The sequence below is a fragment of the Hymenobacter nivis genome, from assembly GCF_003149515.1.
Lineage (GTDB): Bacteria > Bacteroidota > Bacteroidia > Cytophagales > Hymenobacteraceae > Hymenobacter > Hymenobacter nivis.
The window spans coordinates 805,301-822,562 of sequence record NZ_CP029145.1 but is presented as its reverse complement, the minus strand read 5'-3'; the positions used below and the strand labels follow the sequence as shown (position 1 = coordinate 822,562).

Sequence of the window (17,262 nt, the reverse complement as noted above, 5' to 3'; positions counted from 1 at the left end):
CGATTTCCGCCCGCAAAACCCGTAAATTTGCGAAGCCAAAGGGCCGGGCTGGTAGCGGCCACGAATAGCCCCGGCGCACCCTCTGCTATGCTGTACCACTGGCCTGTATGCACCTTTTGCCGATGTGGACCGACAGGCACAGTACGAGGCCGTGCACGCGGCCCTGGCGGCGGCTGGAGCCGCCGGGGGCCCCACCACCCTGCTGCTGGGCAACCTGGCGGCGCTGCCTGCGGGCCTCGACATCGATGCGCTGGTGCTGCGGCCGCAACAGGCCACGGCGCTGGTGCTGGTACCGCAGGGCGGTGCGCTGCGGGTGCCTGCGCTGGCGCACGGCGCCTGGCAGCTCAGCGGCCAGCCGCTGGCGGGCCGCGGCGGGGCCCCCAACCCCTACGCCCACTACCGGCAGCAACGCGCCGCCGTGGCCGCCTGGCTCGGGACCGAGCTGAGCCAGGGCCCCGGCGCGCCCGCGGTGTTCCTGGCCGGCGCGGCGGTATTTGCTACACCCGTTACGTTCGGCAACGAGGCCGAGGAGCACCTGCGCCAATCGGCCGGCGACTTCCAGCTCGTGCGGGGCCCCGCGCAACTGCCGCGGCGCCTGCAAACCGCCCGCGCCGACGTCCACGCCCTCGATGCAGCGGCGCTGGGGGCCCTGGCCCGGCGCTGGCAAGCCGCGTTTGGCACGGAGGAAGAATCAAATTCGCCCGAGCAATTTGACGCGGCGCCGGGGGCCCCGGCCAGTTTCTGGATGCAGCAGGCGCGGCAGCTGTGGCAGTGGCTAGGGGCGGCCGACGTGCCCGCCGACCCGCCCTACGGCGATGCCCCAGCCGCCGCGCTGGCCCAGCACGAGCAGCTGCGCCGCGAGCTGCTGGCCGAGCTACACCAGCACCGGCAGGCCGCCGCCCGCCACCAGGCCGCCCACGAGCAGGAATTTGCCCAGCTGCGCGCCCAGCTGGCCCGCCCCCTCGCCCCCGCTCCTGCCCCCGCCGAGCGGCCCCAGCAAGCCACTCAAGCCACTGCGTGGCGCGCCGAAACCGCCGCCCGCAACCAAGCCCTCGACGAGCGCATTCAGCAGTTGGGGCACCTCATCGAGCAGCTGCGGGCCCAGGCGGCGGCGCCCGCTAGCCCCACGCCCGCGGCGCTGGCGGCCCCAGCCGGGCCCCGGGCGCTAGCCGCCAGGGCATCCGCACGCCGGCCGACCCGGGGCCCCTGGCGATTGCCGGTGGCGGCCCGGGCCGCGGCGCGGCTAGCGGCCGGGCTGGCCGTGGCGGCGGGCCTGGGTGTGGGCGGCTGGAGCTTGCTGCACGCCTGGGGCCCCGTGCGCGTAGGGGGCCCGCAACTGGCGCCGGCCCCTTTCGTCAGCCCAACGGGTGATTCGGACGATGAAAACGCGGCCGACTCAACGCAGACCCGGGCGTTTACGGAGCCTGCCGCAATTCCAACCACCGACACCGAAACCGCCGTGCCCAACGAGGCTCCCGCCCCCCTCGAGGTAGCCAGGGAAGCCCCGGCCGCACCCGATTCGGTGCTGGACGCGCCAGCAGCGGTGCCGGGGGCCGATTCGCTAGGGCCCCGGTAAAGGCACAGTCGCCAGTGGCCGCTGAATCAAATGCTTTTTGGCGGTGGTCCAAAGCGAGATGATTTCGGTATTTCACTCAATTTATGATGTATGAATATTCGTCCTTCCAGCTTTCCTGACGTGTTTTTAAGCTGACTTAATTAACAAACTAAAGGTCCGGTATCATCCTGCTTTGGACCACCGCCCTAAACTATAGTTCGTTACAAACCATAATTTCACTTCAAAAAGTTTAAATATTTTCTATGTGTGCCAAATGCAAAGTACCATCTTGGTTTTTGGTACCAAAAAACCTGAGCAAGACCCGTGAGCGGCCGCAAAGCCTTGGTGGGGGCCCTGGTCGTTTTACCTTTGGCTGGTTATGCGCCAATACCAAGAATTACTTCGCCAAATCCTCGACACCGGCACCGTCAAAACCGACCGGACCGGCACCGGCACCAAGTCGGTTTTTGGGCCCCAGATGCGGTTCGATCTGGCCGAGGGCTTTCCGCTCGTCACCACCAAAAAGGTGCATTTGAAGAGTATTATCCACGAATTGCTGTGGTTTTTGCAGGGCGACACGAACATTGCCTACTTAAAAGAGCACGGCGTAAAAATCTGGGACGAGTGGGCCGATGCCAACGGCGACCTGGGCCCTGTGTACGGCCACCAGTGGCGCTCGTGGCCCGACGGCCACGGCGGCCACATCGATCAGATCAGCCAAATTATCCAGCAGCTCAAAACCTCGCCCGATTCGCGCCGCATGGTGGTGTCGGCCTGGAACGTGGCCGACCTGCCGGCCATGAAGCTACCCGCCTGCCACGCCCTGTTCCAGTTCTACGTGGCCGATGGCCGCCTCTCGTGCCAGCTCTACCAGCGCTCGGCCGACGTATTCCTGGGCGTACCGTTCAACATTGCGTCCTACGCGCTGCTCACGCTGATGGTAGCCCAGGTGACGGGCCTCCAACCCGGCGAGTTCATCTGGACCGGCGGCGACACGCATTTATACAGCAACCACCTGGAACAGGCGGAGTTGCAGCTCGCCCGCGCCCCGCGCCCGCTGCCCCAGATGCATCTTAACCCGGCCGTGGCAGATATCTTCGGCTTCCAGTACGACGATTTTAAGCTGGAGAATTACGACCCGTGGCCGGCCATTAAGGCCCCGGTGGCCGTATAATGATCCGAATGAAAAACTGGATAATTGGGCTGATGTTGGCGGGGAGCGGGCTACTGGCCGCCCGGCCGGCCCGCGCCCAAACCGGCGAGTACGCCGCCCCCGGCTTCCCAATGCTGCCGCAGCGCCGCCAGCCGCTGCCCGCGCCGGGGCCCCCCAAGCTGGTTTCGCCCGTGCTGCCCCGCTTCTGGCACGAGCCCGACCCCGAGCGACAGTCGGCGGGCCGCAACAAGTTCTTCGATTTCGTGTCGGCGCAGGCCAAGTTCCCGGAGGCTGCCCGGCCCACGGCGGCCCAGCCCAACGCCCTGCTGCCCACCGGCCGCCTGCTGGTGAGCATCCAGGTGCGGCCCGACGGTTCGGTGCGCCAGCCCCCGCGCGTCACTAAGCGCGAGCTGGCCCAGCCCGAAACTGCCTACCTCCCCGCCGCCCTCCACGCCCTCGACGCCGAGGCGCAGCGGGTGCTGGGGGCCCTGCGCTTCGTGCGCTCCAAGGCCGCGCAGGATTCGTTGCTCGTGCCCATCCGCTTCATCGCGGAGTAGGGGCCCCGGGCCAAGTTGCGCGCTGCGGAATACCTTGCCCTTGTGTTAGGCGAACTGCTCGGTTTCCTCGGTAATGTTCTGGCCGATATGATTTTTTACCCCTTGCTGGGGGCCCTGTTGTCGGCCCTGGCCTGGGTGTTCCACATTTTATTTTACCCCTTGCTGCTCGGCATCGGCTGGGGGCGCGCGTGGTGGAAAAGTGCTAACGGTTTTGCGGAATTATGGCACAACCACGGGCCGGTAGAACTGCACCGCTTGGGCCGGCAGCATACGCTGCTCGCCGCAGAATACTCAACCGCGGGGTTATTGATTGCATTGGCGCTGCTGGGAATAAGTGCGGTTCTCTACGGCGTTGGTAAACTGACTGGATTATAAGGTGTCTAGTAAGTATAGTAGTGGGAGACTTATTTGCTTGATAAAGTAAGCACTGCCAATGCGCTGCACCGCCCGCACCGCCGCCACGTTAGCCGTGAAAACCGCGTCGGCTGCCGATAATTCTTCCTTCGGAAAAAGCCCTTCCCGGCACGCTACGCCTTGCGCCTGGGCAGCTTGTAGCACTTGGGCCCGGCGCACGCCCGCCACGCAGCCGCTGGCCAGCGACGGCGTGAAGAGGACCCCATCTTTTAGCCAGAAAATGGCCGCGGCACCGGCTTCGGCCACGTGTCCGGCCGCGTCGCAGAGGATAATTTCGTCCAGGCCACGCTGCTGGCGCTCGTGGGCGGCGCGCACGTAGAGCCACGCCTGGGGCCCCTTGCAGAAGCTGAGCGGCGAAAACAGGGAATGCGTTTCCTGGGCAAAATCGGCTTTCGCAACCGGCGTTTCGTCGGGTGCGAAAGCTTCGGCGGTGGCCAACCACTCGACGGCGGCGGTGGGCGGGGCGTAGCGGCCGCCGCCGCCACGCCAGAGCTGCAAGCGCAGGCGGGCGGTAGGCAGGCCGTTGGCGGCGGCCAGGGCTCCCAGGGTGGCGGCCAGGGCCCCCGGCGTGGCCAGGGCGGCGGGCAGCGTCAGGTACAGGGCGGCGGCGGCTTGCTGCATCCGGGCGAGGTGGCCGTCGGCGTAGCGCAGGTGGTTTTTCGTGAAAACCAGGGTTTCAAAAAAGCCGTCGCCAAAGGCCAGCCCGCGGTTGGGCAGGGGCAGGGCGAAGGAATCGGCGGCCACCAGCTGGCCGTTGTGAAGCAGAAACATAGCGGCGGCGGGGGCAGTGAAACGGGTATGGTAAGGTGGTCGGTGGGGGCCCCAGCAATTGGCGCGGAACCTGGGGATTGATGGAGTTTCTCAACGATTACCGAGTAGCCGGCGGAAAAGCCAGCAGCCTGGGCCGTGCATAATCCAAGCTGTTGTTGAGGCTGTCTAGGAAGTTCGAGAATTCTAGGCTGACCGTCATGCTGAGCGCAGCGCAGCGGAGTCGAAGCGGAGTCGAAGCGGAGTCGAAGCATCTTTCCCGCGGCAGTAATCCTGATTAGTTGAGCAGTAGAGATGCTTCGACTCCGCTACGCTGCGCTCAGCATGACGGTCTGACGATTTCCTAAACAGCCTCGTTAAAATTTTTTAGCCAACCCCCGTAAATCGTCCCCAAAATCCGCGCAATCCGACAAATCCGATAAATCCGTGGTTCAGACAAGCGCGAACTTCTTGCCCGGCAGGGCCCGCACCACGCCCCGGAACTCCAGGCCCAGCAGCAGTGCGGCCACGGCGTGGATGGCCAACTGGGCCCGCCAGGCGAGGTCGTCCATCTGGGCTTCGCGGCCGGGGGCGGCGGCCAGCACGGCGATGAGCGCGAATTCATCGGCCGTGAAATCGTCGGGCGCGTAGGCGGGGGCGGGCTTGAACTTGCCCGAGTGCAGGGCCGCGTCCCAGTTGAGGGTCACCTCCAGGTCGCGGGGTTCGGTATAGATGGCGGCTTTGTTATTTTTAATCAGCGCGTTGCAGCCCTCGGAGGCCAGTGCGCCCAGGTTGCCGGGCACGGCCAGCACGTCGCGGTCGTAGCTCAGGGCCAGCTCGGCGGTGATGAGGGCCCCGCCCTTGGCGGTAGCTTCCACCACTACGGTGCCGTCGGCCAGGCCGGCGATGATGCGGTTGCGGGCCGGGAAATTGTAGCGGTCGGGCGGTGTGCCGAACGGGAATTCGGTGAGCAGGCCGCCCACTTCGCGCATTTTCTCGGCCGTTTTGCGGTGTGCGGCGGGGTAGATGACGTCGAGGCCGGTGGCCATCACGCCCACCGTGGGCAGGCCCTCCTGCAATGCAGCGCGATGGGCCAGAATGTCGATGCCGTAGGCCAAGCCGCTGACCACCAGCGGCTGGTGCGGCACCAGGCCCCGCACGATGCGCTCGGTTTGCTCGCGGCCGTACTCCGTGGATTGGCGGGTGCCGACGATGGCCACGATTTTGGGCGCGTTGAGGTCGGCGGGGCCCTGGTAGTAGAGAATGACGGGCGCGTCGGGAATGAGTTTGAGGCGGTGCGGGTAGCGCTTGCTGGTATAAAACAGGATTTCTACGCCCTCTTTCCCGGCCTGCCGCAGGTCCTTTTCGGCCCGGCCCAGGGCCGTGGCGCGCTCAGGACCCGTGAGGCTGGCTACTATTTTGGGGCCCACGCCGGGAATGCGCCGCAGCTTACCCGGCGGCATCAGCAGCACGTTTTTGGCCGAGCCGCCGTAGCTCATCAGCTGCCGCGTAATCTGCGGGCCGATGCCGGGAATGAGCGTCAGAGCCAGTTCGTGGAATAAATCGTCAGTAACGGTTTGGGGCATCGATAGGGAATAAGTCGGGGTATAAAATATTGATAAACTACTTTTTGTGAGTCAATTAGGCCGTCATGCAGAGCGCAGCGAAGCATCTTTCCTGCTTAACTAATTATGGTTGCTGCCGCAGAAAAGATGCTTCGCTGCGCTCTGCATGACGGCCCAGGAGCCAGCACCAGCACCGCAAAATGACTGGTTGGGCCCCCAGGGGCCTGGTGCCCCCAGCGGCCCCGCGCTACTCCGGCCGGGCCATGTCCAGCTCCTTCTTCAGGCTCACCAGAAAGGCCCGGACGCGCTCGATACCCTGCACGGCGTCGATTTTATCCTTGAGCTGGGGGCCCTTCTGCTTGAGCATTTCGCGGGCCCCGGGGATGGTGTAGCCGCGCTCCTTGACGAGGTGGAAAATGGTGCGGAACGTGTCGATGTCCTGCGGCGTGTAGAGGCGGTTGCCCTTTTTGCTGCGGCGCGGTTTCAACTCGTCGAACTCGGTTTCCCAGAAGCGCACCAGCGACTCGGCCACCTTGAACTGGGCTGCCACCTCGCCGATGGTAAAGTACTGTTTTTCGATGGTGCGCTCTTTGTAGGGCATGGGGTTACCTTTGCGATTCAGCCGAAAAGTACCCAAAAATCTCCGTTCGGCCGTTTTTCTATGTCGCTCCCCACCGCCTCGCACGTCCGCCAGCAATTCCTCGATTTCTTCGCCTCCAAAGGCCACCACATCGTGCCCTCGGCCCCGCTGGTGGTGAAAGACGACCCCACGCTGCTGTTTATCAACAGCGGCATGGCCCCGTTCAAGGACTACTTCCTGGGCAATAAGCCTGCGCCTTTCAAGCGCATCGCCGATACCCAGAAGTGCCTGCGCGTGAGCGGCAAGCACAACGATTTGGAGGAAGTCGGCTACGACACCTACCACCATACGATGTTCGAGATGCTTGGCAACTGGTCGTTCGGCGATTACTTCAAGAAGGACGCCATTGCCTGGGCCTGGGAGCTGCTCACCGACGTGTTCAAGATCGAGAAAGACCGGCTCTACGTCACCTATTTCGAGGGCGATAAAGGCGACGGCCTGGGCCCCGACGCCGAAACGCAGGCCCTGTGGCGGCAGTATACCACCGACGACCGCATCCTGCCCGGCAACAAGAAGGACAACTTCTGGGAGATGGGCGACACGGGCCCCTGCGGCCCCTGCACCGAAATCCACGTGGACCTGCGCACCGCTGAGGAGCGCGCCCAAACCCCTGGCAGCCAGCTTGTGAACGCCGACCATCCGCAGGTGGTAGAGGTGTGGAACAACGTATTTATGGAGTTCCAGCGCCTGGCCGACAAATCCCTCATCAAGCTGCCGGCCCAAAGCGTGGACACGGGCATGGGCTTCGAGCGCCTGATGATGGCCGTGTCGGGCGTAAAGTCGAACTACGACACCGACGTGTTCCAGCCGCTCATCCAGTTCATTGCCAAGGAGGTAGGCATTGAGTACCACGGCACCTCGCCGGCCACCGTGCATGACCAGCCGGTCACCGAAAACGAGCGCACCGACATCGCCATCCGGGTGCTGGCCGACCACATCCGCGCCATCGCCTTCACCATTGCCGACGGCCAGCTGCCCAGCAACGTGAAGGCCGGCTACGTGATCCGGCGCATTCTGCGCCGGGCCGTGCGCTACGCCTTTTCAAGCCTCAACCAGAAGCAACCATTTCTATATAAGCTCGTGCCGGTGCTGGCCGATCAGATGGCCAGCATTTTTCCCGAGCTGAAGGCCCAGCAGGCCTTCGTGACGCGGGTGATTGAGGAAGAGGAAATTGCCTTCCTGAAAACGCTCGAAACCGGCCTGCGTCGGCTGGATGCGCTGGAAGAAGCCGCCCGCCAGAATGGCGGCGTTATCGACGGCGCCACGGCGTTTGAGCTGAGCGATACCTTCGGCTTCCCGCTCGACCTCACCGCCCTCATTGCCCGCGAAAAGGGCCTGACGGTGGACGAGGCCAGCTTCCAGCAGGCGCTGGCCCAGCAGAAAAACCGCAGCCGCAACGCCCAGGAAACCGAGCAGAGCGACTGGGTGACGGTGGCCGAAGCCGAGGGGCCCAACGTGTTCGTGGGCTACGACCACGACGAGGCCACCGCCCGCCTGCTGCGCTACCGCAAAATCGACAAGAAGGGCAAAACAGAGTACCAATTGGTGCTCGATCAGACGCCGTTCTACGCCGAAAGCGGCGGCCAGATTGGCGACACCGGCTACCTCGAAAGCGACGTGGACCGACTGCGCGTGCTGGACACGAAGCGCGAGAACGACCTCATCATCCACACCGTGCTGGAGTTGCCGCAGGAACTGACGGCCGACTTCCGGGCCCGGCCCGACGCGGTGCGGCGCACGCTCATCCGCAACAACCACACGGCCACGCACTTGCTGCAAGCTGCCCTGCGCCGCGTACTCGGCGAGCACGTGCAGCAGAAAGGCTCGCTGGTGAACGACAAGCTGCTGCGCTTCGACTTTTCGCACTTCACGAAGGTGACTGACGGGCAGCTGCGCGAGATTGAGCAGCTCGTGAACGAGCGCATCCGCCAGCAAATCCCGCTCATCGAGCGCCGCAACGTACCCATTGCCGAGGCCAAAACGCTGGGTGCCATGGCCTTGTTCGGCGAGAAGTACGGCGAGTTCGTGCGCGTCATCACCTTCGACAAAGACTACTCGGTGGAGCTGTGCGGCGGCCTGCATGTGGCCAACACGGGCAGCATCGGCTACTTCAAAATCGTGGCCGAAAGTGCCGTGGGGGCCGGTGTGCGCCGCATCGAGGCCGTGACGGCCGGCACCGCCGAAGCCTACGTGGACCAGCAGCTTGACCTGCTCACCCAGGTGCGCGGGGCCCTCGGTAATCCCCAGCACTTGCTGACGTCGCTCGAAAAGCAAACCGAGGAAATGGGGGCCCTGCGCAAGCAAATTGAGCAGTTTGCCCAGCAAAGCATCAACCAGCAGAAGGACCAGCTCGCCGGCCAGGTGAAGCCCCTGAACGGCGTAAATTTCCTCGCCGCCCAGGTGCAGGCCACCAGCGCCGAGGGCCTCAAAACCCTGGCCTTCAACCTACGCCAGGCCGTGCCCAACCTCGTGCTGGTGCTTGGCGCCGAAATCGACGGCAAGCCCCAGCTGGCCGTGATGCTCGACGACGAGTTGGCGAAAGCCGGCAAGCTCAACGCCACCGCGCTGGTGCGCGAGCTGGCCAAGGAAATCCAGGGCGGCGGCGGCGGCCAGCCATTCTTCGCCACCGCCGGCGGCAAAAACCTGGCGGGCCTGGGCACAGCCATCGCCAAGGCGGAGGGGTTGGTTATCCAGCTACTAGGCTAACGCCTCCGGCATCCGTTGGAAATTAGAAACAGGGCCCCGGGGGTGCGTGCAACGGTGCGTGGGCCCGGGGTCCTGTTGCATGCCAGGGGGCTTTTGGCCGGGGCTGCGTGCGCTTGCTAAAAATCCCCTCGGAAAGCTCTGCTGCGTAGCCCCGCCCCGCCCGGGGCCCTGGTGGGCGTAGGCCGTTGGCAAGAGGTTCGTTAAGGCTTACATTTGGTGCCGTGGGACCCCGGGCCGGGGCCCCAGTTTCTTTTCCGTTGGCCGAACCCTACCCGGACCGTCCGATGCCTGCATTTCGATTCTTGCTGCCGTTGCTAGTGGCCTGGGGGCTGGGGGGCGTGGCGCGTGCTCAAACCGCGCCCGCGCCCGCGTTTCCGCAGACGACGGTAGCCTACCTGGACGCCGACGAACGCCCGCTGCCGGGCCCCGACAGCGCCGCCTACCGCGTCGAGACCCTGCGCCCCGACAGTAGCAGCAGCGCCGTGGTGCGGCGCTACTACGCCGCGGGGGCCCTGCAAGCCTACACGCCCTACCTCGACCTGGGCCAGGGCGTGGTGCACGGCACCCGCACAACGTGGTACGAAGACGGCCGCCTGTGCACCAAGGAAGAATACCTCCGGGGCCGCCGCCAGGGCGAGTTGCTCACCTACTACCCCGACGGCACTCTGAAGCGGCGCGACCGGTTCGTGGCCGACCAGAACATGCTGGGGGCCTGCTACGGCCCCGACGGCCGCCCCGTACCGTACTTTCCCTACGAGCAGCCGCCCCTGTACCCGGGTGGGGCCCTGGTGCTGTACCACGACGTGACGCGGCACGTGCGGCCCAACGCCACCGAAATGCACCGCTTCGCCACGTCGGGCCCGATGATGTGGGAAAGTGCCTACGGGGCGGCGCCGGGCGAGGCGCCGGGCGCAATCCTGCCCGTGGCGCCGGGCGCGGCCCGCTGGCCGGTGGGCCAAATCGACGTCGTGTTCACCATCACCGAGCAGGGCGAGGTGGCCGACCCCTACGTGGCCCGATCGTCGGCTCCGTGGCTGAACGAGAAGGTGCTGGCCGCGGTGCGCGGCCTAACCAAAAGGTTCCGCCCCGGGCAGCTCGACGGCCAAACCGTGCGCTCCACCTGCCGCGTGCCAGTGGTGTTCTACGTTACGCCGGCGCAGGGCCCCAGCCCGAGGCGGCGGCTGTAAAGCCGGCTGGGGGCCCTGCGGTGAGCTTCCTCCAGCCCCAATGGTTGCTTGGCGCGGGGCGTGGGGCCCTGCGTAGCACCCTGCGCCCGGGGGCTGGCGCCCGTGCGCCGAAGGATGCGGGGCGTTTTTTTTGATTACTAATGCGGATTGCGCAAAACCTCCTTTCAGTGTCTCTCGTATTTCGGCACTGTAGCGCAGCCTAGGCGCCATAATTTGCACTTTTTTTGACACGCATACCAACGGGGAAGTTCCCCATTTTTTACCCAAATCTTTATGAAACACCTGTTATCTACAACGACTCTGCTGGGCCTGGGTCTGCTGGCCGCGGCCCCGCGCAGCCAAGCCCAGTCGGCCGATAAAAAGTTTGGCATCAGCGGGTACGCCACCACGCTCCAGTACATGGGCGACCTGGGTAATACCTATTTCAAGGCCAAGGGCGGCACTTACGGCGGCGGCCTCACCCTGAGCCGCTATATCAGCAAAGGCTTCGACATCAACCTGTCGGCCAACCAAGCCACGCTGCGCTTTCCGTCGCCCACGGGCGCATCCGCCAACAACGGCACCCGTTTCTACGCCAACATCAGCACCTACGGCCTGGGCTTCAAGTTCAAGCTACCCCTGAAAGACGAGGCCGCCATTCGGCCCTATTTCCTGATTCAGCCGGGCGTGGCCCGCGTCAACTCCGACCGCTACGCCTCGCCGACCGCGGCAGCTAACCACATTGATTTTACTTCCTTTGACGCCGCTGGCGCCATTGGATTGGACTTCCGCATCACGCCTGGTTTCAGCCTGTTTGCCCAGGCGGGCGAGCACATGCTTGTCACCGGCGACGACAAGCTCGACGGCTCGGCCAGCAACGCCACCGGCTTTTACTACAACCACGACCGCTACCTGCAATTCTCGGCCGGCCTGACCGCTAACCTGGGTAAGTCTAAGGATACCGACGGTGACGGCGTACCCGACCGCAAAGACAAGTGCCCCGACACGCCCGCTGGCGTGAAAGTGGATGCTAACGGCTGCCCGGTTGACACCGACGGCGACGGCGTGGCCGACTACCAGGACAAGTGCCCCGACGTGAAAGGCCTGGCTGCCCTGCAAGGCTGCCCGGATGCGGACGGTGACGGCGTGGCCGACAACGACGACAAGTGCCCCAATACCCCCGCCGGCGTGAAAGTGGACGCCACCGGCTGCCCGCTTGATGCCGACGGCGACGGCGTGGCCGACTACCTCGACAAGTGCCCCAATACGCCCGCTGGTGTGAAAGTGGACGCCACCGGCTGCCCGCTGGACCGCGACGGTGACGGCGTGCCCGACTACCAGGACAAGTGCCCCGACCGTGCCGGCCCCGCCAGCAACAAAGGCTGCCCCGAGATGAAGGCCGAAACCAAGAAGGTGCTCAACGAAGCCACGAAGTACATCAACTTCGACTTCAACAAGTCGACCCTGAAGCCTTCGTCGTTCCCCAAGCTGGAGCAGATGGTGCAAATCATGAACGAGTACCCCGACTACTCGCTCAGCATCGCCGGCCACACCGATAGCAAGGGCGACGACAACTACAACCTGCGCCTGAGCTACGAGCGCGCCGCCGCGGCCCGTAAGTACATGCTGAGCAAAGGCATCCCCGCCGAGCGCATCGAGGCCCGTGGCTACGGTGAGACCCACCCGATTGCTGACAACAAGACGGCCGCCGGCCAGGCTAAAAACCGCCGCGTGGACTTCGACCCCTACCTCACCGGCGAAACCAACGCCGCCGAAGTGAAATACGGCGCCGCCCCCACCATCAGCGAGCTGAAAGCCGAAGGCAAGAAGTTGCCGGGCAAGAAAACCATCGGCACCGGCTCGCCCCGCAGCCGCAAGGCGCCGATGAAAAAGGCTCCCGCTAAAAAGGCCCCTGCCAAGCGTAAGTAAGCGCCGGCCAGCCTTTCTGGCTCCTATTGAAAAGCAGCCCGCTCCGTTGAGCGGGCTGCTTTTTTTATGCCCCCCCCGCCCCAGCTGCTGCTGGGGCCCCGGTGAAAAACGCCGGTATGGGGCCCCGGCCCGGGTACGCCGGCCGGCCGCGAACAAAACCGGGGGCCGAATCGGTTTTAACTTGCAGCTGGGTTGCGGCGGCATTGGCCGCGGCCTACTCATTCGCTGTATTATATGGACGACGCCCTGCTTGCCAAGTACCAACCCGTGATTGGGCTGGAAGTACACGCCCAGCTGCTCACGCGCAGCAAAATGTACTCGTCCGACGAGAACGAGTATGGCATGGCCCCCAACACCAACCTCTCGGTCATCACCCTTGGCCACCCCGGCACCCTGCCCAAGGTGAACCGTACGGCCGTGGACTTTGCCATGAAAATGGGCCTGGCCACTAACTGCCACATCCGACGCGACAATCTGTTTGCCCGCAAAAACTACTTTTACCCCGACCTGCCTAAGGGCTACCAGATTACGCAGGACAAAACCCCGATTTGCTACGACGGCTACCTCGACGTGCGGGTGGGCGAGGAAGTGAAGCGCATCGGCGTCACGCGCATCCACATGGAAGAGGACGCGGGCAAATCGATACACCTGGCCGGCGAAACCGAAACCCTGGTCGACCTGAACCGCGCCGGCGTGCCGCTGATTGAGATTGTGAGCGAACCCGACATCCGCACCAGCGAGGAAGCCTACGCCTACCTCACCGAAATTAAAAAGCTGGTGGAGTACCTCGGCATCTGCGACGGCAACATGGAGGAAGGCTCGCTGCGCTGCGACGCCAACATCTCGGTGATGCTGCACGGAGCCCCCGAGTTCGGTGTGAAGGTGGAAGTGAAGAACATGAACTCCTTCCGCAACGTGCAGCGCGCCATTGCCTATGAGATTGAGCGCCAGATTGCCCTCGTGGAGGCCGGCGAGGAAGTGGCCAGCGAAACCCGCGGCTTCGACGCCGTGACCGGCACCACCAACGGGCAGCGCAGCAAGGAGACGCTGAACGACTACCGCTACTTCCCCGAGCCCGACCTGCCGCCGCTCATCATCGACGACGCCTGGCTGCACCGCATCCAGGCCGAGCTGCCGGCGCTGCCGCAGCAGCTTTACGCCCGCTTCACCGGCGAGCTGGGGCTGAGCGACTACGACGCCTCGGTGCTGATTGACCAGAAGGAAGTGGCCCAGTACTTCGACGGCCTGGCCCGCCTCACGCCCAACGCCAAGGCCGCCGCCAACTGGGTGATGGGCCCCGTGAAGTCGTACCTCAACGAGCGGGCCCTGGCGATGGAAGACTTCCCGCTCGACCCCGCCCAGCTTGCTGGCATCATTGAACTGATTGACGAGGACAAGATCAATTACTCGGTGGCCAGCAAGCAGTTATTTCCGTACTTGCTGGAGCATCCCACGGCCAACGCCACTGGGGCAGCCGAGGCCCTGGGCCTGCTCAGCAAAACCGACGGCGACGCGCTGGGGGCCCTGGTGGCGCAGGTGCTGGCCGCCAACCCGGCCAAAGTGGCCGAGTACCGGGCCGGCAAAAAATCGCTCACCGGCATGTTCATGGGCGAGCTCATGAAGCTCACCGGTGGCAAGGCCGACCCCAAGCAGGCCAACCAGCTGCTGCGCGCCGCCCTAGAAGGCTGAAAATCAGCTGTCAGTTAACAATGGGCGGTTCTTGGAGACTTTTAGTGGAGCAGCTACTTAGCGGATAGGCGGTTAATCATAACCTATTTAATTTCAGTAATTTGTACCACAGCAAATGCTCAAATTGCCTCAGCTCCACTAAAAGTCTCCAAGAACCCAATGGGCAGTTAGAACGGTTCCCAAGTTATTGTATAGAGTTTCACGCAACTTTAGGTACGAAAGCATATTCGATTGATTTGCGGGAACGCATCGCGGCAGCCTGTACTGAGTCAAAGGCTCGGATTTATCAGGTGGCAGCCCAATTCAGCGTCCCTATTTCTTTTGTGAACAAGCTATTAAGTCGAAAACGTAAGAGCGGCTCGCTGGCTGTTCTTCCGGCCGGTGGTGGCCCGGCGCCCCGCCTGGACCCGGCGGGGTGCCTCCACCTGGTGGCCTGTCTGGTGGCGCAGCCCGATGTGGAACTGAACGAACGCTGCACGGCTCTAGTGGCGGCCGGGGGCTCGAAGCTGAGTCAATCGGCCCTGGGGGCGCCGTCATCGGGCGGGGCTGGGACCGTAAAAAAAGCATTCACGCCGCCGAACGCGGCACGGAGCGCGTCGTTGAGTTACGGCGCTCGTTTACAGAACACGTTCAGCGCGAAGAGATGATGCGTTTTGTCTTCGTCGATGAAACCCGTACGAACCTGCCCTATTGCCGCCGCTACGGCCGTGGCCCGGCCGGCCGGCGCGTGGACCAAGCCGGGCCGCTGCACGCCGGGCCCAACGTGACGCTCATCGCCGCGCTCACCCCCGACGGGCTGGGCGCCTACGGAGCGTGGACGGGGCCGTCAACGGGGACGTGTTTGCCGCTTGCCTCGACCAAGTGCCCCGCCCCGCGCTGCAGCCCGGCGACGTAGTGGTGTGCGATAACCTCTCGGTCCACAAAGTAGCGGGCTTAGACGAAATTGTTCAAAAATACTGGGCATGTCTGCTGTGCCTGCTGCCCTATTCTCCGGACTTCAACCCGATTGGGTTAGCCTTTAGTAAACTCAAAACCTGGTTGCGCACGGCCCAGGCGCGTACCCGCGACTTGCTCGAGGACGCCATCCGGGCCGCGGCCGGGTGGATAACCGAACAGGATGCCAAAAACTAGTTTGACCATTGTGGGTATCATGCACAATGACATGGGATTTGCTCTAATAAACACGTCCGAAGTCAATCCGCTGCTGGTGCCGTTGCCCAATCATGGGCTTGGTATGGTTGAGGAAGGGCTGTTATTTCAGCACAGGACTTATGAAATAGTGCGCTATATATACGGCCCGATTGACACCACCATTCCCTACGCTGAACTCATCCCGCTGCTGCAGCCCGATTCGCCCGTGGCCCGGATGCTACGGCAGTGCGGGCTGTGGCCCGGCGTGTGGCCCAAGCGGTAATAGTGGGTACTTTTGGCCGATTGCCTCGCCTTTTTACTGTTCAACCGATGCGCTATTTTTCTGCTTTGCTCCTGGCCGGCCTGCTGGCTGGTGGCCCCGCCGCCCGTGCCCAAATCGCGCCCGCGGGGCCCAAAACCGACTCGCTCAATATCCGCCGCATCTTTGACGAGGCCCTGCTGCGCGGGCAGTGCTACGAGAATTTGCGCTACCTCACCGGCACCATTGGCGGGCGGCTTTCGGGCTCGCCCCAGGCCCAACTGGCCGTGGAGTGGGGCCAGCGCACGATGGAAAAAGCGGGCTTCGACAAGGTGTACTTGCAGGAAGTGATGGTGCCGCACTGGGTGCGGGGCCCCAAGGAGCGTGGCGAAATCATTGGCAACAAGGGCAAGAGCGTGCCCGTGGCCGTGTGCGCGCTGGGCAACTCGGTGGGCACCAGCGGCAAGCTGCGTGCCGGCGTGGTGGAGGTGCACAGTCTCGACGAGCTGAAAAAGCTGCCTGACGCCGCTGTAAAGGGCAAGTTCGTGTTCTTCAACCGGCCCTTCGATGATGCCCTCATTGAGCCGGGCCAGGCCTACGGCGCCGCCGGCGACCAGCGCCGCAGCGGCCCCGCCGAGGCCGGCCGCCGCGGCGCCGTGGGGGCCCTGGTGCGCTCCCTCACCAGCGCCCGCGACGACAACCCCCACACCGGCACTACGCAGTACGCAGCGGGGGCGCCGCAGGTGCCCGGCGCGGCCCTCAGCACCCTGGCTGCCGACCGCCTCAGCCTGTTGCTGAAGGCCGACCCAAGCCTGAAATTTGAGCTGGAAATGGGCTGCCAGATGCTGCCCGACGTAAAAAGCTACAACGTGGTGGGCGAAATCCGGGGCTCGAAATTCCCGCAGGAAATCATCACCGTCGGCGGCCATCTCGACTCGTGGGACCTCGCCCAGGGGGCCCACGACGACGGCACCGGCGTGACGCAGAGCATGGAGGCCCTGCGTCTGCTGCACGCCGCCGGCCTCAAGCCCGAGCGCACCGTACGCGCCGTGCTCTTCATGAACGAGGAAAATGGCACCCGCGGCGGCAACGAGTACGCCCGCCTGGCCCAGGCAAACAAGGAAACCCACTTGGCGGCCATTGAGAGCGACGGCGGCGGCTTCACGCCCCGCGGCTTTGCCATGCAGGGCAGCTCCGAGGTGCAGCGCAAAATCGCGGCCTGGGCCCCCCTGCTGCGCCCCTACCACGCCGCCGACATTATGCCCGGCCACGCGGGTACCGACATCGAGCCCCTCGAAGCCGCCGTGCACCCCAAAGCCCTTATCGGCTACGACTGCGACTCGCAGCGCTACTTCGACATCCACCACACTACCGCCGATACGTTCGACAAGGTGAACCGCCGCGAGCTGGAACTAGGAGCCGGCAGCATGGCCGCGCTGATTTATTTGCTAGCCAAGTATAGTTTGTAACTGAAAGAATTTATGGTGGTGGTCTAATCTAGGGTGATATTGAGGTTATGGTTATCGATGATAATTTTAATTCGGGCGGTGTGCATTTTCAGGCATTTACTGAACGGGCGGTGGTCCAAAGCAGGATGATGCCGGACCTTTAGTTTGTTAATTAAGTCAGCTTAAAAACACGTCAGGAAAGCTGGAAGGACGAATATTCATACACCACAAATTGAGTGAAATACCGAAATCATCTCGCTTTGGACCACCGCCCAAAATAATAAATTGGTCCAAGTGGTTGAC

The 17,262-nt window shown here is 63.8% G+C and carries 14 protein-coding genes; 11 read left to right on the top strand and 3 right to left on the bottom strand.

What is annotated here, in order from left to right; all coding sequences use genetic code 11:
- Positions 1-124: 124 nt before the first annotated feature.
- From DDQ68_RS22470 to DDQ68_RS03430, 4 genes are all read left to right on the top strand, one after another.
- On the top strand, positions 125-1,576 hold the full coding sequence (locus DDQ68_RS22470) for a hypothetical protein (RefSeq protein WP_162549787.1): 1,452 nt from the start codon (positions 125-127) through the stop codon (positions 1,574-1,576).
- 358 nt (positions 1,577-1,934) lie between these two features.
- On the top strand, positions 1,935-2,729 hold the full coding sequence (locus DDQ68_RS03440; RefSeq protein ID WP_109654862.1) for a thymidylate synthase: 795 nt from the start codon (positions 1,935-1,937) through the stop codon (positions 2,727-2,729).
- Positions 2,730-2,737: 8 nt separating this feature from the next.
- Complete coding sequence (locus tag DDQ68_RS03435) at positions 2,738-3,265, top strand: hypothetical protein (RefSeq protein ID WP_162549786.1); 528 nt, start codon at positions 2,738-2,740, stop codon at positions 3,263-3,265.
- A 42-nt stretch (positions 3,266-3,307) separates the two neighbouring features.
- A complete protein-coding gene (locus DDQ68_RS03430; RefSeq protein ID WP_109654858.1) occupies positions 3,308-3,640 on the top strand; it encodes a hypothetical protein in 333 nt (110 codons plus the stop codon).
- Here the strand turns inward: DDQ68_RS03430 and DDQ68_RS03425 are convergent.
- From DDQ68_RS03425 to DDQ68_RS03415, 3 genes are all read right to left on the bottom strand, one after another.
- Positions 3,635-4,450, bottom strand: coding sequence for an aminotransferase class IV (locus DDQ68_RS03425; protein ID WP_109654855.1), 816 nt, complete (start codon positions 4,448-4,450; stop codon positions 3,635-3,637). The two genes, DDQ68_RS03430 and DDQ68_RS03425, sit on opposite strands and share 6 nt — an antisense overlap.
- 428 nt (positions 4,451-4,878) lie before the next feature.
- On the bottom strand, positions 4,879-6,012 hold the full coding sequence (gene dprA, locus DDQ68_RS03420) for a DNA-processing protein DprA (RefSeq protein WP_109654853.1): 1,134 nt from the start codon (positions 6,010-6,012) through the stop codon (positions 4,879-4,881).
- Positions 6,013-6,238: 226 nt separating this feature from the next.
- Complete coding sequence (locus DDQ68_RS03415; protein WP_109654851.1) at positions 6,239-6,592, bottom strand: MerR family transcriptional regulator; 354 nt, start codon at positions 6,590-6,592, stop codon at positions 6,239-6,241.
- Between the two features lie 60 nt (positions 6,593-6,652).
- Here DDQ68_RS03415 and alaS point away from each other — a divergent pair, with 60 nt between their 5' ends.
- From alaS to DDQ68_RS03385, 7 genes are all read left to right on the top strand, one after another.
- Positions 6,653-9,337: an alanine--tRNA ligase gene (gene alaS / locus DDQ68_RS03410; protein WP_109654849.1), complete on the top strand. Its 2,685-nt coding sequence runs from the start codon at positions 6,653-6,655 to the stop codon at positions 9,335-9,337.
- A gap of 284 nt (positions 9,338-9,621) precedes the next feature.
- Positions 9,622-10,524 (top strand): energy transducer TonB, encoded by a 903-nt coding sequence (locus DDQ68_RS03405; protein ID WP_109654847.1) that lies wholly within the window; start codon positions 9,622-9,624, stop codon positions 10,522-10,524.
- A 273-nt stretch (positions 10,525-10,797) separates the two neighbouring features.
- Positions 10,798-12,432, top strand: a complete 1,635-nt coding sequence (locus tag DDQ68_RS24205) for an OmpA family protein (protein WP_109654845.1) — start codon at positions 10,798-10,800, stop codon at positions 12,430-12,432.
- A 234-nt stretch (positions 12,433-12,666) separates the two neighbouring features.
- The gene (gene gatB / locus DDQ68_RS03395; RefSeq protein ID WP_109654843.1) at positions 12,667-14,121 is read left to right on the top strand and encodes an Asp-tRNA(Asn)/Glu-tRNA(Gln) amidotransferase subunit GatB; all 1,455 of its coding nucleotides are present in this window, start codon (positions 12,667-12,669) and stop codon (positions 14,119-14,121) included.
- 813 nt (positions 14,122-14,934) lie between these two features.
- Positions 14,935-15,252 carry a transposase gene (locus DDQ68_RS24925; protein ID WP_162549785.1) on the top strand — a complete coding sequence of 106 codons (318 nt, stop codon included), beginning with the start codon at positions 14,935-14,937 and terminating at the stop codon, positions 15,250-15,252.
- 148 nt (positions 15,253-15,400) lie between these two features.
- Positions 15,401-15,535 (top strand): hypothetical protein, encoded by a 135-nt coding sequence (locus DDQ68_RS24200; protein ID WP_281271075.1) that lies wholly within the window; start codon positions 15,401-15,403, stop codon positions 15,533-15,535.
- 47 nt (positions 15,536-15,582) lie between these two features.
- A complete protein-coding gene (locus tag DDQ68_RS03385) occupies positions 15,583-16,980 on the top strand; it encodes a M20/M25/M40 family metallo-hydrolase (RefSeq protein ID WP_109654839.1) in 1,398 nt (465 codons plus the stop codon).
- Positions 16,981-17,262 lie beyond the last annotated feature (282 nt).